The sequence below is a fragment of the Hymenobacter rubidus genome (assembly GCF_016734815.1).
Lineage (GTDB): Bacteria > Bacteroidota > Bacteroidia > Cytophagales > Hymenobacteraceae > Hymenobacter > Hymenobacter rubidus.
This window is the reverse complement of the sequence record NZ_JAERQF010000016.1, coordinates 92012-108848: the sequence shown is the minus strand read 5'-3', so window position 1 is coordinate 108848 and position 16837 is coordinate 92012. Positions and strand designations below refer to the sequence as shown.

Below are 16837 nucleotides of genomic sequence, written 5' to 3'. Positions count from 1 at the left end.
CTCCGTGTCGGTGAGAGAAACATTCATGCGGCAAGATTAACCAACTACTTTCGTTTTTCACTTCGCGAAAGGTTTAACGACGCCATCCAGCAGGTAGCTGCCGGTCCCAATGATAATCGGCGGCTCCTCAATGCAGCCCGTGGAACCAAACAGCAGCCCGGCCGCTGGCAGCAAGGTGGTCAGTAGGCGTAGGTGCATAGGGAATGAGGCTGGTGAAATCCGTTGCGCCTCCGCGAGCGCAGCTCTTCCTCGGGTTAAGTTACGGCTGCTGCTGCCACCGCGCAGCCGCCTTGGTTTTATTCAGTTACTGCCGCTGCTGAGGCCGATGCGCAAGGCCGTGGGGGCGTCAGGGCTTCGCCGCGCGGAACCGAATGCCGCGGTACAAGGGCTGGGGAGCCGGCACCCGCTCCGGCTGGATGAGCAGCTGCGGCTCGGTGCCTTTCACGTTGGCCAGCTTGAGCAGGGGGATATAATCTGCCGCGGTGCCGTGCTGGGTCATGAGAAAAAAGTCACGCACCTGGCGCGTGCGGGCGTCGTAGCTGACGAGCAGCGTGGCCGTATCGTGCACAAAAGAATGGTCCCATTGGGTGGCCCCGAGTTGCACCTGCGCGGGCGTGGGCTCGAGGTCCTGGGGCTGCGCCGGGCCGAGGATGCCCAGCACCTGGTCGATGTCTTTGCCCAGCAGCGCCGGTACGTCAAACAGGGGCTTGGCCGGCGTAAGGGTCAGCAGGGAATGGTCGGCAGCTCCGCAACCGGCCAGGGCCAGCAGCAAAGGGAAATATTTCGTCATCGGGTAGCAGCGGAAGCGGGAAGGCACGGGCAAAAGAAAAGCGGGTAGTTGCGGCAAGTGTGTTGGCGGTAGAAGAGGTAGCTAAACTATAGGCAGAAAGTGGCCTGTTGCCGCAGCCGGCGGTTGCTATGGCAGTTGAAGCAAGCAGTGCGGCAGCTCAGCGGCAAGTGGTCTGCCAGTCCAGATGGCGCAATGCAGCTTCGTTGAGCGCCGCTCCTGTTGCTGCGCCAGCTCTGCCGCCGACTGCGGTTGCCGCGGGCTGGGCGGGTTAACGGTGCGTACGCGCGACATCGTCCTATCCGTGCTCTGCCGCTGAAAATCGGCGCTCATCCGGGCCTGCCGCACAGAGGCTTGCTGCATCGGGCCCCTATAGGTGTTGGCACCACCGTACTGGACCCTGGCGTGCAGCGAAAAGGCAAGTAAAAGGAGGAGGGCTAGTTTCATGGGATAGAGCAGGCAGCGGGGCGAACTGGTTGGTTCGGGGAGGTGCTCACGCCCGGCAAGTTAGAGCAGTTTCGGGGTCGCTGTATAGTAGCGCGAACTGTGTAGTTCGCGTCGCCACGCTGTTTGACCTTCTTTAACGGAGCAGGTACGCGAACGACAAAGTTCGCGCTACTACTGCCGCTGCTTCGGACTGTACACTGATACCGAAACCGCTCTAAGCAGCAGGGAGGTCGTTCACCATCCGGCACCGCAGCCTGTTTTCCTTCAGCGGCTGAGGTAGCTGCGCACGTCGGCCGAGAGCGGGCCCACGGCCAGCACGGCGTTGCGCAGTCGGGTTTCGGTGCAGTTCAGGGTCTGGCACCAATAGTTCACTTCAATGGTGGACTGGACGTTGATGCGGGCGGGGTCGGCGGGCGGGGTTGGCGGCATGGTAGAGGCGTTTAAGTGGTTCAATTAAGCAGCACGGCTGTCCACTGGTTTAGCTTGCGCGCTTCCTGGCAGCTTTGTCGTTTTTGGGCAGGTACGTGGCCGCGTAGTTGCGCAGGGTTGTTTGGGCATAGTTGAGCACCCCGGACTGGTACATTTCTAACTCGTAGCGCTCCATCTCTTTGTTAATGGCGTTCAGGCCGGATTTAACAATGCTGCGCAGCTTCTGTGGGTTTTGCTGGTACTCCGGGCGGGCGGCTGCTTCGCTAACCCTGCGGTTAAACTCGTTGATGGCACTGACTAGGCCGGGGCTTTTCGCCACTTTCTCGACCCGCGCGGCCTCCACCATAAACTGCGTAGCCACCTGTGGGTCGAAGGGTCCCTTGGCGCGCATGGCATCCAACGGGCTAAGCGCAGGCGTGCGCTCGGGCTTGGGGGCGGTGGCCGGGTCGAAGCCCAGCAATTCGGTGGTGAGGGCGTTCAGAGCCGTGCGGTGCGCCGTAATTTTCTCCAGCAGTTGCGCCGGGTTTTGCTGGCTCCACCACCCGTTATCGAGCAGGTCTTTGTCGATGGCTTGCCAGTTCTGCGTCGCTTTGGGCGAGAGCGTGCGGGCTTGCTCCGCCGCGAGCATTTGGCCGGGCAAAAACACGTCCCGGTAGGTGCGCACGGTTAGCACGGCGAGTTGCTGAGCGTCTTCCTGCTGCCGGGCAGCCGCTTGCTGCGCATTGGGGGACGGATGCGCGCGCCGCAGGCTGTCCTGGCGCTGGGCGAAGCGGGCGAGGTCATCGGTGGCTTTCTGCTCGGCCTCGTGCTGCTTGGCTATTTTCTGCTCCCGTTGCGCGGCCCACTGCTCCAACTGCGCACGAGACGCCTGCGACGACATGCGCGACAGCTGCCTTTCCATCACTTGGCGCTGAAAATCGTTACTCATCTGGGCCTGCCGCTGGGCGGCTTGGAGCTGGGAGTTGCCGTAGCTGGAGCCATTCATTTGGGCAGCGGCGTGCAACGGGAGGGCGAGGAGCAGGAGTAGAAGTAGGTGTAATCTCATAGAATAGGACAAAATAAATAAAAAATGAGTGGGTAAGGAAATGTCAGGTACCGCAGCGGAGGGTACAAGCAGGTCAGGAGGCTACCGTGCTGCAAGTAAAAAGACCGCGCAGGCGCCGTATCTCGCGACGCCGGTCCTCGGTAAACTCGCCCCTACAAGGATGCAGGGAGGTTTGAAACTCCTTCGTGCTCAGTTTTTCTACAGGTGACGGTCGAAATGGTTCTGTAGCACCTGGTCAACTTTTTCCCTCGTCAGGGGCTTGTTCAGGAAGTCGGCAATGTTGAGCTGCTGCACCCGGTCCAGGTCCTGCGGGTGCAGGGAGGTGGTGAGCATGACGATGAGAATGGCGTTTTTATGTGCCAGCGACAACAAATTGTAGGCTTCCAAAAACGCGAAGCCGTCCATCACGGGCATCTTCACATCCAGCAGAATCAGGACCGGGCAGTCGGGCGTGGCGTCGTGGCAATGGAGTTGCAGCAGGTCCAGCGCTTCGCGGCCGTTGAGGGCCACGAGTATCTTATCCGTTACTTCCAGGCGCTTCAGCAGCAACCGGTTAAGGTAATTGGTGGTCTGGTCGTCGTCAACCAACAGGGCGCAGGTAAGCTTTTGCATACGAAATCAGGCGGCCACGTTCGTCCCACCGCGGGCAGGTTATTGAAGGAAGTAAACGGAAAAAGTGGTTCCATGGTCGAGCTTGGACTGCACAGTAATCCGGCCGCCGGCGTTTTCCACCATTTTTTTTACCATGTAGAGGCCAATACCGGAGCCTTCCACGTGGTCGTGGAAGCGCTGAAACATGCCAAACAGCTTGGGCTCGTTGGCCGTGTCCAGGCCCAGGCCGTTGTCCTGTACCTCCAGCACCACAAACGCGCCTTCGTTTCGGGTGCGCAGCCGCACGGCGGGCGTCCGGCTAGGCGAGCGGTACTTCAAAGCGTTGCTGAGCAGGTTGAAGACCACGCTGCGCAGGTTTTTTTCGGAAAACGAGACGGTGGGTGCGGTTTGCACGTCCACTGCAAGCTGCGCGCCCGTGCTGCGAATGAGCGGGTCCAAATCGAGCTGCACGTCGCGGATAACAGCGGCCAAATCGACCGGCTGCGTGGGGTGGCCGTGCTCCTTTTGCAGCCTCGACACATCGGTGAGGTGCTCGATGGTGCGCTTGAAGCGGTTCACCGAATCCTGCATCAAATCCAGCAGCGGCTTCACGGCCTCCTGCTGGGCCGTTTCGGCGGGCAGCTCCACCAGCAGCGCGTCGAGCAAGCCCTCAATGTTGCTGATGGGCGCCTTGAGGTCGTGCGAGGCCGTGTAGATGAAGTTGTCCAAATCGACGTTGGCGCGGGTGAGCTGCTTGTTGTTGTCGCGCAGCTCGCGCTGGCCCTGGTCGATGCGCTCCAGCGCCAGCCGGTGCTCGTGGATGTCGGTGTAGGTCCCAATCCACTGCATAATCTCGCCCTGCTCGTTGCGGGAAGGCTGGGCGCGGCCCAGCATCCAGCGGTATTCACCGGCGGCGTTCCGAATGCGGCACTCCACCTCGTAGGGGGCGCCGGTACGCATGCTCGCCTCCCAGCGCGCCAGCGTGGCGGCGGCATCGTCGGGGTGCAGGCGCTCGCGCCAGGCCCGGCCAATGGCCGGCCCTTCGCCGGGCGCCTGGCCAATGTAGTCGTACCAGCGGCGGTTGCGGTAGGTATTGGCCCCGTTGGCGTCGGCGGTCCAGGCAATCTGGGAAATGCCTTCCAGCATGCGGCTGGCCTCGGCGGCGGCGCGCTCGCCCACCAGGCGGGCGGCTTCTTCGCGCTTCAGCTCCTCGTTTTTGCGGGTGAGCAGGGCGTTCTGCTCGGCCACCTGGGCCTGAATGGCCGTGATTTCACGCTGGGCCGAAAGGTCGGTCACGATGACGGCCAGGGCCGGCGTGTCGTTGAATTCCAGCACGTTCATGCTCACGGAAAACGGCACCAGGGCCCCGGCGCTGGTTTGCAGCGGCAACTCGCCCTTGCTTTTGCCCTGCCAGCCCTTCAGCACCAGGCTGGCCCAGGCCGTTTGGAAGGCGGCGGGCACGAAATCCTGCAGTGCCCGTCCCATTACCTCGCTCAGGCCCCGGCCCAACAGGCCGGCCAGGCAGGCGTTGCAATAGAGCACGGTGGCGTCTTCGCTCAGCAGCAGGGCCCCCTCGTTCATCTGCTCGATGAGGGTGCGGTAGCCCTGGTCGGCCCCTTGCAGCGTGAAAATGCGCGGCCCCTCGGTGCTTTGCACGGCCAGCGCGTCCACGGCGCCGGTCCGGATGGCGTTAATCAGCTCGTGCGCCTCCTCCAGCTGGTGGCGCAGCTCCTCGTTTTCGCGGGTCAGGTCAGCAGAGGCAGGCGTCGGGGTTTGCATACCCTAAAGGTCGTCAGTCGTCCGCGTTAGTCCCAGGGCTTTCAGCACCCGCTCGTGGTCCGACAGGTCGCCCACCAACCGGCGCACCAGGCCGGGCCGCAGCTTGATGAGGGTGGGCACGCCAATCAGGTCTTCCTGCTGGGCCAGCTCGGGCTGCTGGTAGATATCGACGATGGTCAGCTCGTAGCGCCCTTTCAGGTACTGCTCGCAGATGTCTTTGATGTTGCGCACGGCCCGCGTAGAGTTGGGCGTGGCCCCCGTGATGAACAGGTGCAGCACGTACTCGGGCTCGGCGGGCACCGGCAACTCCGGCGGGTCGATGAAGGGTTCCATGGGCCACCGTTAGTTGCTGAGGGCGGGGCGCACGTCGAGCCCCACCAGCACCCGCTCTTCGTTCGAGAGGTCGCCAATGATTTTGCGTATGGGCTCGGGCACCTTGCGCACCAGCGTGGGAATGGCCAGAATCTGGTCGCCTTCGGCCAGCTGGGGGTTCACCAGCAAGTCGATGACTTCCAGCTTGTAGCGGCCTTTCAGGTGCTGCTCGCAGTGCTTGCGCAGGTTGGCCAGCGCGGTCACCGACTTAGGGGTTTGGCCGGCCACGTACAGGCGCAACTCCCAGGTTTCCGCCGGGATTTCTTCTTCAAATTCTTCAGCCATGAACGGGATGATGGAGGCGGGTGGCCGGGGGCAACTCCGTGGTACGGATTATTTCCCGCTGGGGTTGGCGGGGGGTGGGTTCTGGAGCAGCGGATTGGCGGCGGCAATGCGTTGCTTGCCGCTCAGCAGCTCCTGCTGCCGGTTTTGCTCGTGGGTGGTTATTTGCCGCAGCTCCTCTTCCACCGATTCAAACTCGGTGCGCAGGTTGGCGATGTTGGCTTCGAGCACGCGGCGGCGGCGCGCCAGCTCGCGGTCGCGGCGCTCGGCTTCCTGGCGGGCGGCCAGCTCCTGGGCGTGCTCCTGCAGCTGCTGGGTAAGGCGGCTGGCCCCGGTCACGATGCCGGTAGGGCCTATCACCACGTCGAGCAGCTCGATGCCGTGTTCCGTCACAATGAACTCGCGCACCTGGTTGGAATGGGCCATGCCGCGCGATTTGAGGATGCTCAGGCCCCGGTTGCGCTCGCCGATGCCTTCCAGGTCGCGCACCGAAATCCAGGTATCGACCAAGGACGACACGCCTTCTTCGGTCATCTCGCTGCGGCCTACTCCCGTATTTACCAGCGCCGTAAACAGGGCGGTGATGTTGTTCACCTTCAGGTAGTCAATCAGCCGGGTGAGCATGCTGCGCACCTCGGCCAGGTTGCCCACCGAAATAAGGTTGGTGATGGGGTCGATGACCACGGCGTGGGGGTCAAACTCCTTCACCAGCTTGTGGATGGTGACGAGGTGGCGCTCCAGGCCGTTGAGGGTGGGCCGCGAGGCTTCGATGCGCAACAGGCCTTTCTCGACCCACTGGGCCAAATCGATGCCCACCGAGCGCATGTTGCGAATCAGCTGCTGGGGCGACTCTTCGAACACGAACATCAGGCAGCGCTTGCCGTCGCTGCATATTTTGTGCACAAAGGCCGCGCCGAGCGTGGTTTTGGCTGTGCCGGCCGTGCCGGTGATGAGCACGCTGCTGCCGTGGAAGAAGCCGCGCCGGCCAAACATCTCGTCCAGGGCCGGAACGCCGCTGGAATCAATCAGGTCCGACACCTCGTGGTTGAGCTGGAGCGAGGTGACGGGCAGCACCGAAATGCCGTCTTCGGTGATGAGGTAGGGGTATTCGTTGGTGCCGTGGGTGCTGCCCCGGTACTTCACAATGCGCAGCCGGCGGGTGGTAATCTGGTCGATGACGCGGTTGTCGAGCAGAATCACGCAGTCCGACACGTACTCTTCGAGGCCCTGGCGCGTGAGGGTGCCTTCGCCGCGCTCGGCGGTGATGACGGTGGTCACGCCCTTGTCCTTGAGCCAGCGAAACAGCCGGCGGATTTCGGAGCGTAGCACGCTCTGGTTTGGGAAGCCCGAAAACAGGGCCTCAATGGTGTCGAGCACCACGCGCTTGGCCCCAATGGAGTCGATGGCGTAGCCTAGGCGGATGAACAGGCCGTCGAGGTCGTACTCGCCGGTTTCTTCAATCTCGGAGCGGTCGACGTGGACGTGGTCGAGGCGCAACATCTTGCGCTCCTGCAAGCTGTTGAGGTCGAAGCCCAGCGAGGCCACGTTGGCCGCCAGCTCCGGCCCGGTTTCCTCGAAGGCCATGAGCACGCCCGGCTCGTTGTAGTTCTGGATGCCGCGCACCAGGAATTCAATGCCCATCAGGGTTTTGCCGCAGCCCGCGCTGCCGCAAATCAGCGTGGGCCGGCCCAGCGGCAAGCCGCCTTCGGTGATTTCATCGAGGCCATCAATTCCGGTTGGGGCCTTGGGCAGCTGGGGTAATGCGGCAGGCGGCAGGTGTTGCGTGGGCATGAAAGAGGCAGTAATATCCTACGCAAAGCTAACCGTTGGGACGAGGATATTGGGGCGAAGCGCGGCGGGGCATGCGGAAAAGCTGGTCCGGCTACGCGCGCACCTGAAGTCGTCAGCCGAAGCCGGACGTTCTGAGCCCTAGCGGCTGCCGGCCTCAAAATCCATCCAGCCGGCGCGGTGCTCGTCCATTTCGGCGGGGCTGATGCCGTAGGCGGCGCAGGCCTCGTCGGTGCTCATCAGGCCCTGGTCCACGGCGTTGAGCACGGCCCACACTTTCAGCTTGCGCTCGGCGGCGCTGGCGTCGGGCGTCGGCTCGGGGCGGCCGTCGGTGTCGAAGAAATCGGGCGTAGTCTCGCTCATAAGACGTGCAAGATAAACAGCCAATAATTAACGCAACGTGAAATACGTTCGGATTGACAACTTCTTTTTCTCCTACTTCCAGCGGCTGAAAAACTGGTCGAAGGCCTCGCGGTAGCCGTCGCTCACGGGCAGGGTTTCGCCCGCAATCTGCACTGTGCCGCGCCCCACGGCCTGGATGTGCCCCAGCCCCACAATGTAGCTGCGGTGAATGCGCATAAACTTGCTGGAAGGCAATTTCTCCTCCATGCTGCGCAGGCTGGTGAGCGAGAGCAGCGGGCGCGTCTGGGTAGCTAGGTGCACCTTCACGTAGTCCTTCAGGCCCTCCACGTACACGATGTCGGCCAGGGCTACGCGCACCAGTTGGTATTCTACTTTGAGGTAGATGTGGTCCTGCTCGGGCTCGGCGGGCGGCGCGGGGGCCGGGGCGGCGGCGTGGGCCTCGTGGGCCTGCTTCAGCTCGAAATACGTTTTGGCCTTGAGGGCGGCCCGCAGAAACTCCTGGTAGTTGAAGGGCTTCAGCAGGTAGTCGAGGGCATCGACGCGGAAGCCTTCGAGGGCGTACTGGTTGAAGGCCGTGGTGAAGATGACGCGCGGGCCGTACTGCAACACCTTGGCCAGCTCGAGCCCGCTCAGGTCGGGCATCTTGATGTCGAGAAACAGCAGCTGGGCATCGGGGCGCTCGTGCAGCGAGCGCAGGGCGGCCACGGCACTTTCGTGCCGGCCCACCAGCCGCAGAAACGGCGTTTGCTCGATGAAGGCGCACACCAGGCCCAGGGCCAGCGGCTCGTCGTCGATGGCCATGCAGTTGATAACCAGGGGGGCGGCGCTTACAGATTCAGATGGAGACATACTTCGTACTCGTTGGATGGGTTGCGGGGAATGACGCGGACGGTGTGGGCCTGCGGGTACAGCAAATCGAGGCGGCGCTGGGTGTTGGCCAGGCCGATGCCGCCGGGCTCGTCGTCCTCGTCGGCGGGCCGGTCGGGGAATGCGGTGTTGCGCACGCACAGCTCCACGGTGTGGGCCGTGGGCTGCCGCAGCTCAATGGTGATGCGGCTGGGCGCGGTGGCACTCACGCCGTGCTTAAAAGCATTCTCGACGAAGGGCTGAAACAGCATGGGCGCGATGAAGGGGTCGGGACTGAGGGGGTCGGGCAGCTCCAGCATTACCTGCACTTTGTTGGTCAGGCGCAGGTGCATCAGCTCGATGTAGTCCTGCAGGAAGCTGATTTCCTGGCTCAGCCGCGTGTGGCCGGCCGGCGACTCGTAGAGCACGTAGCGCATCATGCGCGAGAGGCGGTGCAGGGCCGACCGGGCCTGGTCGGCGTTGAGCAGCGTGAGGGCGTAGATGTTGTTGAGGGTGTTGAAGAAAAAGTGCGGGTTGATTTGGGCTTTCAGCAAACTCAGCTCGGTGGCTACCTGGCGGCGCTCCAGTTCCAGGCGGCTTTCGGCGTCGCGCTGGCCTTTTTGCATGGCCGCGAGGCTGGTGGCAATACCCAGCACCAGCAGCGTGATGAGCAGCACGCCGGTGTTGAACAGGGGGCCGTTTTCCTCGGGGCCGGGCAGCGGGTGCGGGCGCGGGCCCGACCACGGGTTGGGCGGGTTCAGCACGGCCTCGCGGGCGGTGGCCACCAGCTCGGGCACGCCCAGCCGGGTTTCTACCTGCTGATGGATGGCCAGCACCACCCCCAGGGCCCCGGCATTGAGCAGCACGTAGGCCCAGGCCTTGTGGCCATAGAGCAGGCGCGGTGCCGCCCAGCCCACGTTCAGGTAAAAAACGGCCACCAGCAGGCCAAACACCACGGCCTGCGTCAGCCAGAACTCGGTGGGTTTGGGGCCGGGGTAGTCGGGCTGCTGGGCCCAGAGCAGCACCGCCACCAGCCCCCACACCAGGGCGTGCAGCAGCAGCGTGGAGGCCGAACGGAGTATGGGTAGGGGCATGGAGAGCGAATTATGAGTTAAAAATGATGGGTTATGAATGGAAAAGAAGGGCCAGTACAAGTCATCATTTTCAACTCCCGGTTGGCTCCGCAAGCTACAACCCGCGCCCGCGCGGCCCGCGGCCCTATCTACCAGCGGCAGCAAGGCATCGGCCAGCCGGCCGTTTGGGCCGCCGGCACGGGCCGGGCTGGCGGCTGCCTGTGCCGGCGGTGCATACGGCCGCCCAAATCGGCAAACCGCCGACGCGCCCAAGCAACTCGCCGATTGGGGCGAACAGCTGCCAAATACGCCTGCCAACTTTGAGTTAACCCCGCAGCCTGCCAAAGCGGCGGCCGCCGGTTTCCCACTCGCTTGCTCTCTCTTCCATGGCCTCGTCTTTAATCCCCCGCATTGCTTCGATGCTGACCGCAGCGGCACTGCTCGTGGCGGTGGCGTGCCAGAAGCAGAACCCCGACCCCAACGCGGCCGACCTGGCCACCCTCACGGCCCTGCCCCTGGTGGCGCCCGCGCCGGCCAACAACCCCGGCAGCCCGGAAAAAATTGCGCTGGGCCGCGCCCTGTACTGGGACCCGGTGCTGTCCGGCGGACGCGACGTGAGCTGCGCCAGCTGCCACCACCCGGCCAATGGCTACGCCGACGCCATCGACCTCTCCATTGGGGCCAACGGCCTGGGCCTGGGCACCGCCCGCCACTTCCGCGCCCCCAACGACATCCCTTTCGTGAAGCGCAACTCGCCCACGGTGCTCAACTCGGCCTTCAACGGCCTGAACCCCGACGGCAGCTGCAACCCCACCACGGCCGCCATGTTCTGGGACGTGCGGGCGCAGTCGCTCGAAACGCAGTCGCTCATGCCCATCACCACCATGGAGGAAATGCGCGGCCACCAGTTCACCGAGGCCACGGCCCTGGATTCGGTGGTGGCCCGGCTGCGCAAAATACCCGCGTATGCCACGCTGTTTGGGGCCGCTTTTTCGGACGCGACGCCCATCACGGCGGCCAATATCGGGAAAGCTATTGCCTGCTTTGAGCGCACACTCATTGCCACCGATTCACGTTTCGACCAGTATATGCGCGGCAACCAGGCGGCCCTGAGCACGCAGGAAGTGGCCGGCCTGAACGCTTTCGCGGCCAGCGGCTGCGCCAAATGCCACAGCGGCCCCATGCTGAGCGACTACAAAACCCACGTGCTGGGCGTGGCCGACAACGGCAAGAACCCCACGTCCGACGCGGGCGTGAACGGTACCTACGCCTTCCGCACGCCCAGCCTGCGCAACGTGGCCCTCACCGCGCCCTACATGCACGACGGCACCCTGGCCAACCTCCAGGCCGTGCTCAATTTCTACGACCCCGGCCGCGGTGCGGCGCCCTCGCTCAACCCCCACGTGAGCACCGCCCAGCGCGACCCGCTGTTCCCGGCCCGCGTCACTGATGCGCAAGCCATCATCGCCTTCCTGGGCACCCTCACCGCCACCACCTACGACCGCACCGTGCCCGCCACCGTGCCCAGCGGCCTGGCCGTGGGCGGCGACATTCACTAAGCATCTTACCCGTTACCCATTTTTCAATTTCCCATTTTTTCAACCCTTTTTCATTCAATTCCATGCGTTTAACCAACCTCCTCCGCTTTGCCAGTGCCGCCGCCCTGCTCTGCTCCATGAGCAGCTTCTCGGGCTGCGAGAAAGACAACGTGGGCCCGAACGGCGGCAGCTGCGCCTCCAAGAAAGCCACGACCACCACCACGACGACCGACACCACCAAAACGGGCGGCGCCAACTAACCCAAGTTGCCGAATGGCCGCGTAGCGGCGACAGGCTTGTAGACCAGCGGAGCTGCCGAACCCCAGCCGGGTAGCGGTGGCAGAAACGCCCGGAAATCTGTCACTGCTACGCGGTTTTTCACTGTAACACCTGTCGCCGCTGCACGGCTGCGCCGCAACTTGAATTAGTTAAGCGGTAGCCTGCTTCCTTGCCGTACTCAAGAGCCCGGCCACCTATTCATTATCCTTTGCTATGAGTATCCAGCGTCTGCGTTATTTGCTATTCCTGTTGCTGCTGGCGCCGCTGGCGGCTTCGGCCACGCACATTGTGGGCGGCGAGCTGGATTTGCAGTACAAATCCGGCAACACCTACACCCTCAGCCTCAACCTGTATTTCGACGCCATCAACGGCGACCCCAAGGCGCTGGACCAGGAACTGCTGGCCGGCATCTTCAACAAAACCACCAACGCCCGGCTGCAGTCCGTGACGCTGCCGCTCACCGCCAATACCTTCGTGCAGTACACCAACCCGGCCTGCGCGGTGGGCTCGCTGAGCACCCGCAAGCTGGTGTACACCAAAGACATCACCCTCGACGCTGCCACTTACACCAACGCCGCCGGCTACTACGTGGCCGTGGAGCGCTGCTGCCGCAACCTGAGCATCGGCAACATCGTGAGCCCCGGCGCGGCGGCCCAGACCTTTTACCTTGAATTTCCGGCCGTCGTCCGCAGTGGCGCGGCTTTCGTTGACTCCACGCCCCGCATTTTCCCGCCACTGGGCGACTATGCATGCCTGGGCGAGCTTTTTTACTACGATTTTGGCGGCCAGGACGTGGACGGCGACTCGTTGGCCTACGACATGGTGACGCCCCTCAACGGCCATACCGGCGCCGTGACGTCGGCCCTCACCACGCCGCTGCCGGCGCCCTATTCCACCATCACCTGGAAGCCAGGTTACAGCGCCGGCAGCCAGATACCGGGCAGCCCGGCCCTGGGCATCGACGCCCGCACCGGCCGCCTCACGGTGCGGGCCAGTGCCCTGGGCTTGTTCGTGTTCGGGGTGCGCTGCTCCGAGTACCGCAAGGGGGTGAAAATTGGCGAAACCCGGCGCGACTTCCAGCTCTACGTGCTGAACTGCCCCACCAACGTGGCCCCCAAAGTGCAGGTGCAGGCGCCCGGCAGCACCCGTACCTACCAGGCCGGACGCGACACGCTGCGCCTGCTGCCCGGCGCCAACCGCTGCCTCACCATCCGCTACACCGACCCCGACCCGAACTCGGTGCTGACCATGAGCACCCACCCGGTCAACTTCACCACGCCGGCGCCGGTGTTTACCACCAGCACCAGCGGCACCACGCGCACCGCCGCCGACACCCTCACCGCCACCCTTTGCTTCCCGGACTGCTCCGACACCAAGGGCAAGGTGTATCTGCTCGACATCATCGTGGCCGACAACGGGTGCAGCCTGCCCAAGCACGACACCGTGCGGGTGGCTTTCACGGCGGTGCAGGCCGTGAACACGGCGCCGGTGCTCACCAGCAGCTTCCCGGCGGCGCCCCTGCCGGCCTCCGATTCGATACCTGCCGTGGTGCGCGTGGTGCTGGGCCAGCGCTACACCGCCACGCTGCTCGGCACCGATGCCGACAAGGACGCTCTGGCCCTCAGCGCCGCCGGCAAGGGGTTCGACATGGCGGCGTTGGGCATGCAATTCACCGCCCAAAACGGGCCGGGCGAGGCCACGGGTACCTTTGTGTGGGAGCCCACCTGCGCGTCGGTTTCGGCGGCCGGCGAAGATGGCGGCCTGCTGGTGCGCTTCCGGCTCACGGAAACCGGCCCCTGCATACCCGTGCCGCAAAGCCGGCTCATTCGCTTCGAGGTGGTGCCGAACGGCGAAACGCCCACCTTCCGCCCGCCCAACGTCATCACGCCCAACGGCGACGGCCAGAACGACTTCTTTATGATGCCCGACCTGCCCGTGGACTTCTGCGACCGTAAATTTGCCAGCGTCAAAATCTTCTCGCGCTGGGGCCAGGAGGTGTTTCAGTCGGCTGAGCGCGGCTTCAAGTGGGGCGGCGCCGGCACGGGCGGGCTGTACTATTACCTGGCTACCTACACCGACGGCCGCAAGTTCAAGGGCTGGGTGGAGGTGATTCGGTAGGTTTTTACCATTCTGTCATCCTGAGCGCAGCGAAGGACCTTATCACGTTTGACGTAGTAATCACTGCACGCCGTTCAGCGGTGATAAGGTCCTTCGCTGCGCTCAGGATGACAGAAGCCAACGCCTTCTTCTTTCAACTCCTGCTTACCTTCCCGTTCCTGCTATGAAGCTCAAAAAGAACATTGCCACCAGCGAGTCCGGCTTTATCTTCAACCCCGCGACGGGCGACTCCTTCTCGGCCAATCCGCTGGCGGCCGATATCCTGGCCCGCGTTAAGGACGGGCAGGATGCCGCCGCCATCAAGGCCGACATTCTGGAGCACTACGACGTAGCCCCCGGCCAGCTGGAAAAAGACTGGGACGACCTGCTCGCCCAGCTGCGCGAATTCAACTTGTTGGATTGACTTGTTTTGACACGAGACATGAGACGTGAGATGCGAGACATGAGAATGCACGCGCCTCCCTTCTTTCTTACTTCTCATGTCTCGCGTCTCATGTCTCGTGTCTCACGTCTCACGTCTCATGTCTCTATAAACCCTGTGCTCCTCCCTCCCACCCGCCCGCGCCTGACCGTGGCCGTAACCGGCCTTAATGCCACCGACAGCCCCGGCCCCGGCGTGGCCGTCATCCGCGCCCTGCGCGAAACGGTGGACTTCGACCTGCGCATCATCGGGCTGAGCTACGAGGCGCTGGAACCGGGCATCTACCTGCGCGAGCTGGTGGACAAAACGTACCAGCTGCCCTACCCCACGGCCGGCACGGCGGCGCTGCTGGAGCGCCTGCAATACATCCGGGAGCAGGAGGACGTGGCCGTGCTCATTCCCAACTTCGACGCCGAGCTGTTCAACTTCATCAAGCTGGCCCCGCAGCTGCAGGCGCTGGGCATTCACACGTTTTTGCCCACGCTGGCGCAGCTCGAAGCGCGCGACAAGCTCAACCTACCGGCCTTTGGGACCACGCACGGGCTGCGGGTGCCGGCCAGTCAGGCGCTCTATAATCTGGCCGGAATCGGGGCCGCTGCCGAAGCGTTGGGCTGGCCGCTGGTGCTGAAAGGCCGCTACTACGATGCCGCCGTGGTGCACTCGCTGGCCCAGGCCGAGCAGGCGTTTGGGCGCTTGAGCGGGCAGTGGGGCGTGCCGCTCATCGCGCAGCAGTTTGTGGCGGGGCAGGAAATTAACATTGCCGGGCTGGGCGACGGGCACGGCCGCGCGCTGAGCGTGGTGCCCATGCGCAAGCTCACCATCACCGACAAAGGCAAGGCATGGGCCGGCATCACCCTCGAAGACGAAGCCCTGCTGGCCCTGGCCCGCTGCTTTGCCGAGGCCACCAAGTGGCGCGGCGGCTTCGAGCTGGAAATCATGCGCACGACGGCCGACGAGTTGTTCATCATGGAAATCAACCCGCGCTTCCCGGCCTGGATATACCTCACCGCCGCCGCCGGCCAGAACCAGCCCGCTGCCCTGCTCCGGCTGGCCCTGGGCCTGCCCGTACCGATGATGGAAGAATATGCCGTGGGCAAGATGTTCGTGCGCTACGCCTGGGACTTGATTACGGACTACACCGCCTTTCAGGAAGTGGCGGCGCTGGGCGAACTTTGACGCCTCGTTAAAAGAACGTCATGCAGAGCGCAGCGAAGCATCTTTACCTCGATACTAACTCAATTGACTGGATTACTACTGCGGTAAAGATGCTTCGCTGCGCTCTGCATGACGTTCTTCCATCCCACCCATGAAACAACCCTACGAACGTCCTACCATCCGCAAGCTCACGGCCGGCGCGCTCAATAAGTTCGGGCCGCGCGCGGGTGCCCGGCCGGTCACGGCCTTGGATGGGGTACTGGTGGAGGAATTGGTGGCCCGGTTCGGCTCGCCTTTGTTTGTGCTGAGCGAGCGGCAGCTGCGGCGCAGCTACCAAGCGGCCATGCGGGCCTTTGGCACCCGTTACCCGCAGGTGCAGTTGGCCTGGTCGTACAAGACGAACTACTTGAACGCGGTGTGCCGCACCTTCCACCAGGAGGGCGCGTGGGCGGAGGTAGTGAGCGGCATGGAGCTGGAAAAGGCGCTGCTTAACGGCGTGCCCGGCCCGCACATCCTTTTCAACGGGCCGGGGAAGCGGCGGTCCGACTTGGAGCGCGCCTGCGCCGTCGGGGCCGTCATTCACCTCGATAATGCCGACGAGCTGCACCTGCTGTTGGACGTGGCCGCCGGCCGCGCCGTCCGGCCCCGCGTAGCCCTGCGCGTGAACCTCGACGCCGGCATCGTGCCGCAGTGGGACCGGTTCGGCTTCAACCTGGAGAACGGCGAGGCCTGGCAGGCGCTGGGTCGCATCGTGGCCTCGGGGAAGCTGGAGTTGGTGGGCCTGCACTGCCACATTGGGACCTACGTGCTGCAAGCGGCGGCCTACGGCGCGGCCGCTGCCAAGCTGGCGGCGCTGGCCCTGCGCTGCCAACGCGAGCTGCACACCACCATTCAGTACCTCGACCTGGGCGGCGGTTTCCCTTCGACCAACACCCTGAAAGGCGCCTACCTGCCGGCCACCGATACCGTGCCCAGCTTGGATGAGTACGCCGAAGCCATTGCCGGAGCCCTGCTGGGGGCGGGCTTCGGCAGCGGCGAGCTGCCGGTGCTGGTGCTGGAAGCCGGCCGGGCGCTGGTCGACGACGCGGGTTCGCTCATTGGCACGGTGCTGGCCAACAAGCGCCTGGCCGATGGCCGCCGCGCCACCATCCTCGACTTTGGCGTGAACCTGCTCTTCACCTCCTTTTGGTACGACCACCACATCAGCCCCACCCGCGAATTCTCTAACCAAACCGAGCCCACCGTGCTCTACGGCCCGCTGTGCATGAACATCGACATGCTGCGCGAAAGTATTGCCCTGCCCCTGCTCGCGCCCGGCGACACCGTGGTAGTGCACAAAGTAGGCGCCTACAACATGAGCCAGTGGCAGCAGTTCATCAACCTGCGGCCCAACGTGGTAATGTTGGACCAAGCCGGCCAGGTGCACCTGATTCGGGCGGCGGAAACGTTGGCGTATTTGCAGCAACTGGAGCAGGTTCCGCCGCACTTGCGGGCGTGAGTATCGTTCTAAATACCTTTCTTGAA

Annotated in this window: 18 protein-coding genes; 7 read left to right on the top strand and 11 right to left on the bottom strand. The window is 63.8% G+C overall.

What is annotated here, in order from left to right; all coding sequences use genetic code 11:
* Positions 1–186, top strand: a 186-nt coding sequence (locus tag JKL48_RS23145; protein WP_236668764.1) for a hypothetical protein, incomplete at its 5' end; no start/stop codon positions are given.
* 160 nt (positions 187–346) lie between these two features.
* On the opposite strand, the gene JKL48_RS12780 is transcribed toward JKL48_RS23145, so the two are convergent.
* The 11 genes from JKL48_RS12780 to JKL48_RS12730 form a co-directional block, all read right to left on the bottom strand.
* Positions 347–817, bottom strand: a complete 471-nt coding sequence (locus tag JKL48_RS12780) for a hypothetical protein (protein WP_201982989.1) — start codon at positions 815–817, stop codon at positions 347–349.
* Between the two features lie 681 nt (positions 818–1498).
* Positions 1499–1663 carry a DUF3606 domain-containing protein gene (locus JKL48_RS12775; protein ID WP_201982987.1) on the bottom strand — a complete coding sequence of 55 codons (165 nt, stop codon included), beginning with the start codon at positions 1661–1663 and terminating at the stop codon, positions 1499–1501.
* Between the two features lie 49 nt (positions 1664–1712).
* Positions 1713–2708: a hypothetical protein gene (locus tag JKL48_RS12770; protein WP_201982985.1), complete on the bottom strand. Its 996-nt coding sequence runs from the start codon at positions 2706–2708 to the stop codon at positions 1713–1715.
* A gap of 198 nt (positions 2709–2906) precedes the next feature.
* The gene (locus JKL48_RS12765) at positions 2907–3320 is read right to left on the bottom strand and encodes a response regulator (RefSeq protein ID WP_201982983.1); all 414 of its coding nucleotides are present in this window, start codon (positions 3318–3320) and stop codon (positions 2907–2909) included.
* A gap of 39 nt (positions 3321–3359) precedes the next feature.
* Positions 3360–5078 (bottom strand): ATP-binding protein, encoded by a 1719-nt coding sequence (locus tag JKL48_RS12760; protein ID WP_201982982.1) that lies wholly within the window; start codon positions 5076–5078, stop codon positions 3360–3362.
* Positions 5079–5081: 3 nt separating this feature from the next.
* Positions 5082–5411, bottom strand: coding sequence for a circadian clock KaiB family protein (locus tag JKL48_RS12755; protein ID WP_201982981.1), 330 nt, complete (start codon positions 5409–5411; stop codon positions 5082–5084).
* A 9-nt stretch (positions 5412–5420) separates the two neighbouring features.
* Positions 5421–5735, bottom strand: coding sequence for a circadian clock protein KaiB (gene kaiB, locus JKL48_RS12750; RefSeq protein WP_201982979.1), 315 nt, complete (start codon positions 5733–5735; stop codon positions 5421–5423).
* A gap of 48 nt (positions 5736–5783) precedes the next feature.
* Positions 5784–7523, bottom strand: coding sequence for a circadian clock protein KaiC (gene kaiC, locus JKL48_RS12745; RefSeq protein WP_201982977.1), 1740 nt, complete (start codon positions 7521–7523; stop codon positions 5784–5786).
* Between the two features lie 138 nt (positions 7524–7661).
* On the bottom strand, positions 7662–7883 hold the full coding sequence (locus JKL48_RS12740) for a DUF1153 domain-containing protein (protein WP_201982975.1): 222 nt from the start codon (positions 7881–7883) through the stop codon (positions 7662–7664).
* A gap of 72 nt (positions 7884–7955) precedes the next feature.
* Entirely contained in the window at positions 7956–8699 is a 744-nt protein-coding gene (locus JKL48_RS12735; protein WP_201983009.1) for a LytR/AlgR family response regulator transcription factor, read from the bottom strand.
* A gap of 11 nt (positions 8700–8710) precedes the next feature.
* Positions 8711–9823 carry a sensor histidine kinase gene (locus JKL48_RS12730; RefSeq protein ID WP_201982974.1) on the bottom strand — a complete coding sequence of 371 codons (1113 nt, stop codon included), beginning with the start codon at positions 9821–9823 and terminating at the stop codon, positions 8711–8713.
* A 365-nt stretch (positions 9824–10188) separates the two neighbouring features.
* On the opposite strand from JKL48_RS12730, the gene JKL48_RS12725 reads away from it, so the two are divergent.
* The 6 genes from JKL48_RS12725 (at position 10189) to JKL48_RS12700 (ending at position 16811) form a co-directional block, all read left to right on the top strand.
* Positions 10189–11361 carry a cytochrome-c peroxidase gene (locus JKL48_RS12725; protein WP_236668763.1) on the top strand — a complete coding sequence of 391 codons (1173 nt, stop codon included), beginning with the start codon at positions 10189–10191 and terminating at the stop codon, positions 11359–11361.
* A 62-nt stretch (positions 11362–11423) separates the two neighbouring features.
* Positions 11424–11600 (top strand): hypothetical protein, encoded by a 177-nt coding sequence (locus tag JKL48_RS12720; protein ID WP_201982972.1) that lies wholly within the window; start codon positions 11424–11426, stop codon positions 11598–11600.
* A gap of 232 nt (positions 11601–11832) precedes the next feature.
* Positions 11833–13737 (top strand): T9SS type B sorting domain-containing protein, encoded by a 1905-nt coding sequence (locus JKL48_RS12715; RefSeq protein WP_201982971.1) that lies wholly within the window; start codon positions 11833–11835, stop codon positions 13735–13737.
* A 163-nt stretch (positions 13738–13900) separates the two neighbouring features.
* Positions 13901–14140, top strand: a complete 240-nt coding sequence (locus tag JKL48_RS12710) for an HPr-rel-A system PqqD family peptide chaperone (protein ID WP_201982970.1) — start codon at positions 13901–13903, stop codon at positions 14138–14140.
* Between the two features lie 135 nt (positions 14141–14275).
* Positions 14276–15334 (top strand): ATP-grasp domain-containing protein, encoded by a 1059-nt coding sequence (locus JKL48_RS12705; protein ID WP_317191934.1) that lies wholly within the window; start codon positions 14276–14278, stop codon positions 15332–15334.
* 130 nt (positions 15335–15464) lie between these two features.
* Entirely contained in the window at positions 15465–16811 is a 1347-nt protein-coding gene (locus tag JKL48_RS12700; protein WP_201982968.1) for a type III PLP-dependent enzyme domain-containing protein, read from the top strand.
* Positions 16812–16837 lie beyond the last annotated feature (26 nt).